General features: G+C 65.3%; 10 protein-coding genes. 8 read left to right on the top strand and 2 right to left on the bottom strand.

The window, feature by feature from the left end:
* Positions 1 to 445 precede the first annotated feature (445 nt).
* Both ACJ7C5_RS17555 and ACJ7C5_RS17560 read right to left on the bottom strand, forming a co-directional pair.
* Positions 446 to 1,540 carry a dipeptide epimerase gene (locus ACJ7C5_RS17555; protein WP_412704635.1) on the bottom strand — a complete coding sequence of 365 codons (1,095 nt, stop codon included), beginning with the start codon at positions 1,538 to 1,540 and terminating at the stop codon, positions 446 to 448.
* Positions 1,537 to 2,976 (bottom strand): C40 family peptidase, encoded by a 1,440-nt coding sequence (locus ACJ7C5_RS17560; RefSeq protein ID WP_412704636.1) that lies wholly within the window; start codon positions 2,974 to 2,976, stop codon positions 1,537 to 1,539. Before ACJ7C5_RS17560 ends, ACJ7C5_RS17555 begins: the two co-directional genes overlap by 4 nt.
* A gap of 132 nt (positions 2,977 to 3,108) precedes the next feature.
* Between ACJ7C5_RS17560 and ACJ7C5_RS17565 the strand changes: the two genes are divergently transcribed.
* From ACJ7C5_RS17565 to ACJ7C5_RS17600, 8 genes are all read left to right on the top strand, one after another.
* Positions 3,109 to 4,599 carry a transglutaminase-like domain-containing protein gene (locus ACJ7C5_RS17565; RefSeq protein ID WP_412704637.1) on the top strand — a complete coding sequence of 497 codons (1,491 nt, stop codon included), beginning with the start codon at positions 3,109 to 3,111 and terminating at the stop codon, positions 4,597 to 4,599.
* 51 nt (positions 4,600 to 4,650) lie between these two features.
* Positions 4,651 to 7,674 carry a TonB-dependent receptor gene (locus ACJ7C5_RS17570; protein ID WP_412704638.1) on the top strand — a complete coding sequence of 1,008 codons (3,024 nt, stop codon included), beginning with the start codon at positions 4,651 to 4,653 and terminating at the stop codon, positions 7,672 to 7,674.
* Positions 7,675 to 7,729: 55 nt separating this feature from the next.
* Entirely contained in the window at positions 7,730 to 9,283 is a 1,554-nt protein-coding gene (locus ACJ7C5_RS17575) for a serine hydrolase domain-containing protein (protein ID WP_412704639.1), read from the top strand.
* Complete coding sequence (locus ACJ7C5_RS17580) at positions 9,216 to 9,929, top strand: M15 family metallopeptidase (protein ID WP_412704640.1); 714 nt, start codon at positions 9,216 to 9,218, stop codon at positions 9,927 to 9,929. Before ACJ7C5_RS17575 ends, ACJ7C5_RS17580 begins: the two co-directional genes overlap by 68 nt.
* Positions 9,930 to 10,139: 210 nt before the next feature.
* Positions 10,140 to 10,511: a hypothetical protein gene (locus ACJ7C5_RS17585; protein ID WP_032968343.1), complete on the top strand. Its 372-nt coding sequence runs from the start codon at positions 10,140 to 10,142 to the stop codon at positions 10,509 to 10,511.
* A gap of 232 nt (positions 10,512 to 10,743) precedes the next feature.
* A complete protein-coding gene (locus ACJ7C5_RS17590; RefSeq protein ID WP_097048504.1) occupies positions 10,744 to 11,154 on the top strand; it encodes an EF-hand domain-containing protein in 411 nt (136 codons plus the stop codon).
* Positions 11,155 to 11,249: 95 nt separating this feature from the next.
* Positions 11,250 to 12,002 carry an HAD family hydrolase gene (locus ACJ7C5_RS17595; RefSeq protein WP_094000600.1) on the top strand — a complete coding sequence of 251 codons (753 nt, stop codon included), beginning with the start codon at positions 11,250 to 11,252 and terminating at the stop codon, positions 12,000 to 12,002.
* Positions 12,003 to 12,033: 31 nt separating this feature from the next.
* Positions 12,034 to 12,522 (top strand): hypothetical protein, encoded by a 489-nt coding sequence (locus tag ACJ7C5_RS17600; protein ID WP_412704641.1) that lies wholly within the window; start codon positions 12,034 to 12,036, stop codon positions 12,520 to 12,522.
* Positions 12,523 to 12,634: the final 112 nt, after the last annotated feature.

A 12,634-nucleotide genomic window follows, 5' to 3' on the forward strand; every position in this document is an offset into this window, starting at 1 on the left:
GGGGGGGGGGGCCCCCCCCCCCCCCCCGCCCGGCCCCCCCCCCCCCCCCCGGGGCCCCCCCCCCCCCCCCCCCCCCCCCCCCCCGACCCAGGACACATCGCGCGCGTGCCAGCCGCGAAGGGGTTACGGGGTAGGGCAGAAGCAAGAGCGGGTGCATCCACGCGTGGCATGGATTTACTGGGTGCAGCTGTTGCTTTGGACGTTGAGTCCGCCTTGTAGCGAGCCGAGCACCGCAGGTCCGGCGAGGGCGAAGAGGCGCGGGTGTTTGAGCGCAGCGAGTTCCGCGCCGTCTCTCGACGGACCGAGGAGCGCAGGGCACCGGCGTGCGCAGCACGTCGGCTCGCGGATGGCGGAGCGTTTCTTTTGGTTACTTTTCTTTTCGCGAAAAGAAAAGTAACGCGCGACGCAACGTCAGTGGCACGCAGCGTCAGCCGCAAGGCAGAGATCAACCCAGCATCTCCAGCCCCCGCACTTCGGTGATGCCCAATCCTGGTACGTCGCTGATGCTGATCTCCGACTCGTTGAAATGCACGCCGCCGCTGACCGGGTCGAACTGGCCCAGCGAGGGGCCGTCCAGGTCGACCTTGGTGATCACATCGCTCTTGGCCACGGCCAGATGCACGGCGGCAGCCACGCTGATGCTGGACTCGATCATGCAGCCGATCATGCACGGCACGCCGTAGATGCCGGCGATGTCGGCGATGCGGATCGCGTTGGACAGGCCGCCGGTCTTCATCAGCTTGATGTTGATGATGTCGGCCGCGCGCTGCTGGATCAGGTCCATCACCTGGCTCGGGCTGAACACGCTTTCGTCGGCCATCACCGGCGTGTTGACGCGGTCGGTGACGTACTTCAGGCCGCTGATGTCAGCGGCCTTTACCGGTTGCTCCAGCAGTTCCAGCACCACGCCCGCTTCCTCCAGCGTGCGCATGGCGTGCACCGCCTGCTTGGCGGTCCAGCCCTGGTTGGCATCCAGGCGAAGCAGAGCGCGGCCTTCCACAGCGGCGTGGATCGCCTTGACCCGTTCGATGTCAAGGCCGATGTCCTTGCCGACCTTGATCTTCAGCGACTCGAAGCCGCGTTCGATCGCCGACAGCGAGTCGGCCACCATCTTGTCGATGTAGTCCACGCTGATGGTGATGTCGGTGGTGATCACCGGGTCGCCACCACCGAGCATCTGGTACAGCGGTGCGCTGTGCAGCTGCGCCCACAGGTCGTACAGCGCGATCTCCACCGCGGCCTTGGCGCTGGTGTTGCGCTCCATGGCCGTCTGCACCAGCCCACACAGGCGGTTGAGGTTGACCACGTCCTGGCCGATCAGGCGCGGCGCGATGAAGTGGCGGATTGCTTCGATGATCGAGCCGTGCGTATCGCCGGTGATCACTGCGGTGGCCGGGGCTTCACCGTAGCCGGTGTTGCCGGTATCGGTGCGGATCAGCACCACCACGTCTTCCACGGTCTCCACCGTGCGCAGGGCGGTCTTGAACGGTGTCTTCAACGGCACGCGCAGCATGCCCAGTTCAATGGCAGTGATCTTCATTCAGGAGTCTTGGCCCGCAGGCGCTGGATGTTGGTGATGCGGTCGATGTAGCGGACGGTATCGCTGGCCATCATCGGCTCCAGCGGCGTGACCGAAACACCATTGAGATGGGCCTGCACGCGCGTGCCGTCGGCACCGAACCAGCTGCCGCCCGCGGTATCGTGGATGACCCAGGTGCGGCCGTCTACGTGGCCGATGGCCATCATCACGTGGCCGGGGATGTAGACCAGGTCGCCCACCTGCAGGTTGGTGACGGCGCGGTCGCGCACCGCCTTACCGTCATTGCCGGTGAATGGCAGGCGATCCAGCGCCGGACTGACCGCCTGCGCGCTGGTATTGCGTGGCAACAGCACGCCGAAGCTGCGGTAGATCTCGGATACGAAACCGCTGCAGTCGCGGGTGTCGTAGTCGTGGCCCCAGCCGTAGCGCTCGCCGAGGAATTTGAAGGCCTGCTGCAGCAGCAGGCGCGGCGTCAGTGGCAGGTAGTCGGCGGCGGTGTCCTGCGAACGTGGCAGCAGCGCCGGCATCAGCTTCAACCGACCATCGGCCTCGCGTACCGGCAACTGCACCACCCACGAGGCATGCGCCTGCTGGCCGTTCACCGGTTCGGCGGCCGGCCAGTCGGCCAGTACCGGCAGGCGCACGCCCATGTCCAGCTGCAGACGCGAGACGCGCGGTTCTTCCGGGGTGTAGGCGGTCTGCGCGGTGGCACCGGTGACGATCCGGTACGGGCCTTTGACGCCGTAGCCGAGCACCGTGGACTTGTCGCCGCTGGCGATGACGTCGGCCTCGATCCATGCGCTGTAGCGCTCGCTGTGCACGAACAGCCAGCGGCCGTCGGCACTGCGATGGACCACGGCGACCTTGTCACCGGGGAACAGTGCCGATTCCTGGAAGCGGTCGATGTCGGTGTCGCCGACGGTGCTGAAGACGCGCTCGCGGGTGGGGAAGGTGCGCAGTGCCGCGCGCTTCACCACCAGCCCGTAGGCCGGTGCCGTCTGGGGGGGAATCGCATCGAGGCCGAGGTTGGCTTCGATCGCGCTGCGCAAAGCGGGCGCGATCGCCTGGCCCTTGTCGTTGTAGAGGGCACGTGTGGGCCAGCTCGACAGCGCGGCGATGCTGGCGCGCACCGTCGCCGCATCAAGCTGGGCGGACAGTGCGGCGATGTCCTGGATATGGCTGTCCTGCGCTCGCATCCGCGCGTTCTGTGCCGCGATCTGCGCGCGATCCAGAATCGGCGCATCGGCGTTGTCCAGGCGCGCGGCCCAGTACTGCGGGGTGAGGTAGGCCTCGTGCAGGCCGATCACATAGGGGAGCGGTGCGCCCGGGTCGGGCAGCAGTGCTGCCTGTGCAAAGGCCGGTGCGGCCAGCAGGCACAGGGCCAGGGTCAACCGACGCGGCCAGTGCCGGCGCGGTTCGCGGGAAGCCAGGATCATGCGCTGCACACCCTCCTCGAATGCCTGTTGGAATATTTATTCCTTTTGGCGTCGAAAGCAAGAATAAATTATTGACCGACATCCCGGCCCGTGTTACACAGCCGTTACCACCCGCGCTGGGGAAGTGTCGCTGTGGAGTCTGCCGTTCGCAAACCGCGTCTGTCTGCCGCCGCCGGCCTGAGTGCCGCGCTGCTGCTGTGGGCGTGGTCGGCGGGAGCGGAGCCGCCGCCCTCGGCCATCCAGTTTGCGCGTGTCGTGCAGATGATCGATGCGGGAAGGTTCTTTGAAGCTGACAGCGAACTGAACACCTGGTCGGCCGCCGACGCGGCGGAGCCTGGCGTCAGTTTCGACGACATCGCGTTTCAGGAAGAACGCATGCGCCGCATCCGCCTGGATTTTTCCCTCGACGAAACCGCCGCCAAGTCTGCCGTGCGTCGCTGGATTCCCGACCTGACCGACGAGGAATTCGCGCGCTGGGACCAGCTTGGACTGATCGAACACCTCGACATCGATGGCACGCGTTGGTATTTCAAGCGCGCACCGTCGAACCTGTTCCTGCTCAGCGATGAGGCTCGCGCACGCCGGCGCGCGGATGCACCGATGTCACCGCCGGGACCGAACGAGGTGCTCAACGCGCACCACGCACGCGTGCTTGCCGCAGCCGAACAGAGTGGCCAGGCGTCGGTACTGCCGCAGCGCATTGAATTCACCCAGTCGCTCACAGTGAAAGCCGATGCCGTCCCGGCCGGCGAAACCGTGCGCGCCTGGATTCCATACCCGCGCGAAATTCCTGGCCAACAGGAACGCGTGCAGTGGTTGGGCAGCACCCCTGGCAGGGCGCGCGTGGCACCGGCCAGCACTCAGCAGCGCACCGCCTATCTGGAAGCCAAGGCGGTGGCGGGACAGCCGACGCGCTTCGAGGTCCGCTACGCGGTCACGATCCTGGCCCGGCATACCGCGATCGATCCGGCGAAGGTGCGGGCCACACCGAATGATCCCGCACTGAAGCCCTATCTGGCCGAGCAGCTGCCACATGTGCGCTTCACGCCGGCATTGAAGCTGTTCTCCGACCAGGTGCTGCAGGGCGAGACGCGCCCGTATGAAGTGGTGCGCAAGCTGTTTGCTGCGGTCGATCGCATTCCGTGGGCCGGTGCGCGCGAATACTCCACGCTCAGCAACATCAGTGATTACGCATTGCGCGCCGGCCATGCCGACTGCGGCCAACAGACCCTGTTGCTGATCACGTTGCTGCGCATGAATGGCATTCCCGCGCGCTGGCAGTCGGGCATGGTGTTCTCCGACGATGGCAGCGGCTACAACAACCTGCATGACTGGGGGCAGGTCTACCTTGCGCCGTACGGCTGGCTGCCGATGGACGTGACCACCGGCGCGCTTGCCAGCGATGTGCCTGCTCTGCGCGATTTCTATCTGGGTGGCCTCGACGGCTACCGCATTGCCTTCAACGATGATTTCGGCCAGCCCTTCGTGCCGGCCAAGCAGCACTTCCGCTCGGAAACGGTCGACTCGCAGCGCGGCGAGGCCGAGTGGACAGGCGGCAACCTGTACTTCGACCAATGGAGCTACGACTTCCAGTGGCGGGTACTGCCAGCCAGGCAACGCTAGCGCGATACATCGCATTCCACACCATTCAATTCTTGCAGGAGAGAGCAGGGGATGAAGGCTTACAGCATCAAGCGGGCGGCGTTGTGCGTCGCCCTCGGGGCGTGTCTGGGCGTGATACTGCCCGGCACCGCAATGGCGCAGAACGTGAGCGGCGCGGTGGCGGGCCGCGCCACCGCCGGTGATCAGGTGACCGTGGTCAGCAACAGCACGGGCCTGACCCGCTCTGTCACGGTCGGTGCTGATGGCAGCTATCGCCTGGGCCAGCTACCGGTGGGCGACTACCAGTTGCAGCTCAGCCGTGATGGCCAGAAGCTGGGTGATCAGGTTGCTGTCAGCGTCGCGATCGGCGGCACCACCACGGTCAATCTGGCAAGCGGCGGCGGCGTCACCAATCTCGATGCACTGCAGGTGGTCGGCACACGCGTGGTCAATCGCGTGGATGTCTATTCCACCGAAACATCCTTCAACATCAATCGACAGGAAATCTCGCGCCTTCCGGTAGCGCAGGACCTGTCTGCGGTCGCACTGATGGCGCCTGGCGTGGTCGGCGGCAACTCGTCGTTTGGTGGCTTGTCCTTCGCCGGTTCGTCGGTGGCTGAAAATGCCGTCTTCATCAATGGCCTGAATGTCACCGACATGTACACCCGTCGCGGCTTCAGTACCGCGCCGTTCGCCTTCTTCAAGGAATTTCAGGTCAAGACCGGCGGATACTCGGTCGAGTTCGGCCGCTCCACCGGTGGCGTGATCAATGCGGTGACCCGTTCGGGCAGCAACGAGTTCGAAGGCGGCGTGGAAGTCACCGCTGAACCCAGTGCATGGCGCTCGAGCGGCGGCGACCACTTCCATCGTGATGGAACCCCGCATTCGTATGGCAGCCGCGACAACAACTCCTTCCTGAAGACCAACGTGTGGGGATCCGGCCCGATCATCAAGGACAAGCTGTTCCTGTTCGCGATGTACGAAGACCGCAGTGACAAAGGACACAACACCTCGTCCGATGGCAGTACCTGGTTCAAGAATGATTCCGGCAACGGCTTCTGGGGCACCAAGCTGGACTGGAACATCAACGACAACCACAGCCTGGCGCTGCTGGCGTTCTCCGACGAAGGTGACGTCACCAACGCCTCGTATGGCTACAACTGGAACGCAGACCAGCTCGGTGCATGGGGCGGTGATTCGGTCACCGAGACGGGTGGTCGCAACTGGTCGGCCACCTATACCGGCCACTTCGGCCAGAACTTCACCGCCCGCGCCATGGTCGGCCAGAACAACCAGCGTGCGTTCACCAATTCGTCGCTGGACCAGGCCTGCAGCCCGGTGTTCACCGACAGCACCTACGGCCCGCGGCTGGGCAAGCTGCAGGGCCTGCGCGCAGGCTGCCACCCCACCGGCACGGCAGTGGCCGAGCGTGACGATACCCGTGACGTGGCGCGACTGGACTTCGAATGGCAGCTGGGTGATCACCTGCTGCGCTTCGGTGTCGACCGTGAGCTGATGACCACAAAGCAATCCACCCGCTACCCCGGTCCGACCGAGTTGAGCTACACGGCCTACGTAGCGCGACCTGGCGATGAAGTCTGGGACGGTGCCAATGCCTACGTGCCAGCAGGCGTTACCGAAATGCTGCGTGCGCGCAACCGCAAGTCGGGAGGCACGTTCGAGACTGAAGCCAATGCCTTCTACGTGGAAGACATCTGGAACATCACTCCGAACCTGATGCTCAACCTCGGCGTGCGCTGGGACCGTTTCGAAAACCGCACCGCCGCCGGCAAGGCGTTCATCAAGATGGACGACCTGATCGCGCCGCGTGTGGGCTTCTCGTGGGACATGCGCGGTGATGGCAGCACCAAGCTGTTCGGCAACGCCGGCCGCTACTACCTGCCGGTTACCAACAACATCAACGTGAACTTCGCCGGTGGTCTCACCGACGAATACAGCTACTACGTGCTCAATGGCTGGGAACAGAAGACCTCGCCGACAGGCTCGCCGTACATGGCACCGATCGTCGGCCAGCAGATCGGGCCGACCGACACCCGCATGAACACCGGCGGTGCCGACCTGCGCCAGAGCGTGGACCGCGATCTCAAGGCGGTCTACCAGGACGAGTACATCCTGGGCTTCCAGAACATGATCAACCAGGCGTGGTCCTGGGGCGTCAACGCCACCTATCGACGGATGACCCGTGCGCTGGATGACATCCGCATCAACTACACCCCGTGCGGCCCGACCCCGAGCACGCTGTGGCCGATTGCCAACCCGGGCGAGAGCCTGACAATCTGGGGCGACAAGAGCATCGGCTGCGCCAACGAAGGCTGGATCACCATCGATACCGCCAACAGCGGCTATCGCAAGGGCGGCAGCGGCGAGGTGATCGGTTACTCCAAGCCCAAGCGCACCTACAAGGCGCTGGAGCTCCAGATCGACCGTGCATGGGACGAGAAGTGGATGTTCAACGCGTCCTACCTGTGGTCGAAGAGTGAAGGCAACTTCGAAGGACCAGTGAACTCCGATACCAACTACGGTGATACCGGCATGGTCCAGTTCTGGGACCACCCCGCCACCAACGAGCGCTACGGCGTACTGTTCAACGACTTCCGCCACCAGTTCAAGCTGCGAGCTGCGTACGCACTGAACAAGCAATGGTCCTTCGGCACCACGTTGCAGGTGCAGTCCGGCGGCCCGATCACTGCGTATGGCGTGATGTGGCCAAACGACTCCATCGCCGGTGGCAGTACTTCCAGTGAAGGTAGTGGCGGTGGCACCGGTTGGCTGTGCGTGGCCAACTGCTCCGGCCCATACAACCAGCGACAGTTCGAGTACAGTCCGCGCGGCGCGTTCGGTCGCCTGCCATGGACGTGGACCATGGGCGCCAATGTGACGTGGCGTTTGCCGGTGGAGGGCATCGACCTCAGCGCACGGCTGTCGGTCTACAACCTGTTCAACAATCAGAAGACCATCAACGTGCACCAGCGCTATGAAGCGCAGCCCGGCCAGTACCGCGAGGCGACGTTCGCCACCGGGACGCGCTGGCAGGCTCCGCGCTATACACAGTTGGTGGTGACCTGGAATTTCTGAGGCTGCATCCCGTGCCGTCCGTGTGGGCGGCGCGGGCATTGGAAGGGAAGCGTGCATGCATCATCTGCTGATCCTCGCAGCGGCACTGGCCGCACCCTCCGCATCGGCGATCGACACCGCTTCAATTGATGCCGATGTCGCCGCCGTGGTTCGCGCCGAACATCTCCCCGGGCTTGCGGTGGCGGTGGTCGAGAACGGACAGGTGGTCTATCGCCACGCTGAAGGTAAGCGTGGTGATGGCGACCGCATCGACGAGGACACGCTGTTCAAGATCGCCTCCAACAGCAAGGCGATGACCGCCGCGCTGCTGGCGCGGCTGGTGCAGCAGGGCAGGCTGCGCTGGGACGATCCGGTGCAGCGCCATCTGCCGGAATTCCGCATGCACGATGCATGGGTGGGGCAGCAGATGCAGGTGCGCGACCTGCTGATCCACAACAGCGGTCTCGGCCTGGGCGCCGGTGACCTGATGCTGTGGCCGGAACCGAACACGTTCTCCCGTGCCGACATCATCGCCGGGCTGGCACACCTGAAGCCGGTCAGCAGTTTCCGCAGCCGTTATGCCTACGACAACCTGATGTATGTGGTGGCCGGTGAGGTGGCCGCTGCGGCCGCTGGCAAGCCGTACGACCAGTTGATGCGCGAACAGGTGTTCGAACCACTCGGCATGGCGCGCTGCCAGGTAGGGGCATGGTCAGTGAAGCGCGTGGGCAACGTGGCGCAGCCGCACGCCTGGCGCGGTGATCGCCATGAGGTCGTGAACGCAGACGGTGCGATCAGCCCGGACCTGACCTCGATGGCGGCAGGCGGCATCCGCTGTTCACTGCGCGACATGACGCGCTGGATGCAGGTGCTGCTGGATCCTGCGCTGGTGCCGGACTGGCTGGGCAGCGAGCAGCGGCGCACGCTGTGGACCCTGCACATGCCGATGCCGTTGGGTGAACGCCAGCGGCGCTGGGACAACGCGCATTTCTACGGCTATGGCTATGGGTGGCGTGTGTCGGACATGGACGGGCAGTGGAAGGTAGCGCATACCGGCACGCTGTCGGGCATGTACTCGTCGCTGGCGCTGCTGCCCGACCGCAAGGTGGGTGTGGTGATGCTGATCAATGGTGAAGGTGAGGATGCGCGTACCGCGCTGATGCAGGCCGCGCTGAAGCGCTTCACCACACCCGACGATGCGCGTCCGGCGATGGCGTACCTGGCCGAACTGCAGGCGGACCAGGCCGCTCGTGCGGCAACCGGGCATCAGCGACCTGTGACTTCGGATGCACAGCGACTCACGGCTTCCGATCTGCAGCGCTCGCAGGGCCGCTACATGGATCCGTGGCTGGGCCCGGCCTCGCTGTGCCCGGGCAAGGACGGCCTGCGTTTCAGCGTGGACAGGTCGCCCCGACTGCAGGGAGCAGTGCTGCAGCTGCAGGGGCGCTGGCTGCTGCGCTGGGATACGCTGGGTGACGAGGCGCAGGCGTGGCTGCAGCCGGGCGAGGGCCCGGCACCAACACTGGACCTGCGCGCCATCTACCCGGACATCGACTTCAGCTATGACTTCCAGGACCTGCATTTCACTCGTACTGGCGACTGCGCTGGCAGCGAGCGCCAGCGCCGCTGAGCCGCCGCGTGTTTCACCGGCCACCGATGCGGCCAGCGCCGGATTGGTGGAGATCCGCACGTTGTCGCCAGGCATCGACATGGACATCCGCTACGCCGGCGCCAACAACTTCACCGGCGCGCGCGTACCGGGCTACGAGGCGCCGTCCTGCTACCTGCTGGCGCCGGTGGCGAAGGCGCTGGCGCAGGTGGAACAGGACCTGCGCGCGGATGGGCTTGGCCTGCGGATCTACGACTGCTATCGCCCGGTGCGCTCGGTGCAGGCCTTCATGGCCTGGGTGAACGACCCGCGCGAGCGCTCGCGCAAGGCTTTGCAGTACCCGGATCTGGACAAGCCGCGGCTGCTGGCTGACGGCTACATCGCCGAGCGCTCCGGCCACAGTCGCGGAGCCACGGTTGATCTTGGCCTGCTGGATTGCCGCAGCGGTGCATGTGCGCCGTTGGACATGGGCACAGATTTCGATTTCTTTGGCCCGCGCGCGCATACCCAGACGAGCGGGCTGAGCGATGCGCAGCAGGCGAACCGCCAGCAGCTGGTGCGCGCGATGGCGCGGCGGGGCTTCGCCAACTATCCGCAGGAGTGGTGGCACTACACCCTGCAGCCCGAGCCGGACCCGGGCACCGCATACGACGTCCCCGTGCGGTAGGGATATCGGCAGAGGGTCGCTGCTGTTGGTAGGTGTCGACCTTGGTCGACACGGTAGATCCACGCCAAGCGTGGATGCTTTTCGTTCAATCGTCGAGATATTCGATTTCGATGGAGATCCATCCACGCACGGCGTGGATCTACCGTGGCTACCGGATCGTGTCCGGGGCAGATCCCTTACACTGGCCGCCTCTTCATCCCAGCCCACCCGATGAACCTTCCCCTGCACTTCGGCCTGCTCGGCACCCTCGAGGCCGGCGCCATCGCGCTGCTGGTCGGGCTGCTGGTGTACTTCCTGTGGTCGCAGCTGTGCCGGCTTCTGCACTGGACGGTCGGCCACGCCATCGGCTGGTCGTGTGTCATCGCCGTGATCATCTCCGCCGGCATCGATGCATGGAAGCTGTTCTACATGGGCATCGTGCGGCTGGAATCGCCGCTGTACGCGCGCCTGTTCCTCGCCACCATCCACGACCCGAACGAACTCGGCAGTCGCGTGGTGCTGGAAATCGCCGGCGCGCTCGCCGGTGTTGCCCTCGGCTGGGTGGTGTTCAGTTCGCGGTCATCGGCGCAGAACGTCGACTGACGCAGGTTTTTCGTTCGCTGCCGGTTAAATCCGGCAGCGCTGAATGCGCATCTTATGAGCTGCTCACTTGCTGCTAACCACCGCGCTAAAGCATGCGTGGAGGTGAGTGGTTAATCGTGCGTGTTGACGCCGGTCGCGGGGCAAAATCGATTCAGAAAGGCGGTGGCAGGGTAGGTGCCGTGCGGAGACAACACGCCGCGCAACACCACCCAATTGGTAGGAGACACCCCTGATGACTATTCGCAACCGCAAGCCCCTGATCGCCCTGATCGTCGCCGCCGGCAGCGTGCTGGCCATTCCGGCGATGGCCCAGTCGGCCAAGCAGCAGGCTGCGCAGGCACAGAATGAGGCCGCGCAGGCGCAGCAGTCGGCGGCACAGGCAGGGCAGGCGGCTGACCAGGCGACCAATGCGGCCGCAGCGGCTTCGGCGCAGGCCAATGGCGGTGGCCAGACCTGGGCCAGCATCGATACCGATGGCAACGGCACCATCAGCAAGACCGAGGCGCAGGTGAATGCCGGCCTCGCCCAGGTGTTCGACCAGGCCGATACCAACAAGGACGGCGAACTGAGCGCGGATGAGTACAAGGCCTACGTGGCCGCGCAGCAGGCCGGTGCAGGTGCCGGCACGGCGCAGGGCCGCTGATCGACGCCTGATTCGGGAAGACCGGTGCATGGGGACCCGGGCGGCTGCGGCCGCCCGGGTTTTTCTCGTCATCGCCGCCCCTGTATCCTTGGCCGATGAATACCCCCACGCCTGCGCCGTCGCGCGCCATCGGCCTGGTCGGTTTTGACGGTGACGATACGCTGTGGAAGAGCGAGGACTACTACCGCAAGGCCGAGCAGGATTATCTTGACCTGCTGTCGCGCTACGTCGACGTGCATGACACCCAGACCGCGCGTCACCTGCTGGAAGTGCAGCAGCGCCATCTGGGTACCTTCGGCTACGGCGTGAAGAGCATGACCCTGTCGATGATCGAAGCGGCCATCGACATCACCGGCCAGCGCATCGAGGCCAAGGATATCCAGCGCATCCTGGAGATCGGCCACGACACCCTGCGCCATCCGGTCGAGCTGATCGACGGTGTGCGCGAAGCCGTGGCGGCCATCGCCGAGCACTACCCGGTAGTGCTGATCACCAAGGGCGATCTGTTCCACCAGGAAGCCAAGATCAAGGTCGCCAACCTGGCCGAGCTGTTCCCGCGCATCGAGATCGTTTCCGAGAAAGACCCGGAAACCTACGCCCGCGTGTTGGCCGAATTCGACCTGCCGATGCAGCGCTTCGTGATGGTCGGCAACTCGCTGCGCTCGGACATCGAGCCGGTGGTGACCCTGGGCGGCTGGGGCGTGCATACGCCGTACGCAGTGACCTGGGCCCACGAGACCCAGCACGGCGTGGCCGACGACGAACCGCGCATGGTCACCGCCGACACCGCCCACGATTGGCCGGCCGCATTGGCGGCGATCGAGGCCAAGGCCGCTGCGGCGGCCTGACAGGGCCCGGCGGCTGCGGCAGAATCGGGGCATGAACCTCCGACTGCGCGCGCTGTTGTTGTCCCTGCTGCTGGTGCCGGCCACCGTGCTGGCCCAGCAGACCGCCGAGCGTTCGGCAGCCTACGAGGTGGAAACCGGTGACAGCTGGGTCGATGCCCAGCTGCAGGACATCAACCACTACGCCGAACGCTACCCGGACGCCTTCCTCGATGAGGTGTCGCGCTATGCCGGCGTGCCGCGCGGCTACATCAGCGCGCTGTTCACCACCCATGGCTGGCAGGCCGGGGACATCTACTTCGCCTGCTTCTGGGCCAAGGCCAGCGACCAGACCTGCCGCGACAGCGTGCGCGCCTTCAGCCAGGACCCGGAGGGCGGCTGGGAAGCGGTGGTGAAGCGCATGCCGACCAAGCCGGACAACCTGCATTACCGCGCCGTGCGCCATGCCATCGTGGCCAGCTACCAGCACTGGGACCGGCCGATCACCCTGGATGCCACCCTGAAGCGCCAGCTCAAGCGGTAATGCCGGCCGCTGCCTGATTCTGGTGGGTGCGAACCTTGGTTCGCACGCCTTTTGCTCCTTCCCCCCCCCAACCACTGCGAACCAAAGGTGGCACCCACCACGCCCACCCGGC

The sequence above is a fragment of the Nocardiopsis yanglingensis genome (assembly GCF_045809185.1).
Taxonomy (GTDB): domain Bacteria; phylum Pseudomonadota; class Gammaproteobacteria; order Xanthomonadales; family Xanthomonadaceae; genus Stenotrophomonas; species Stenotrophomonas yanglingensis.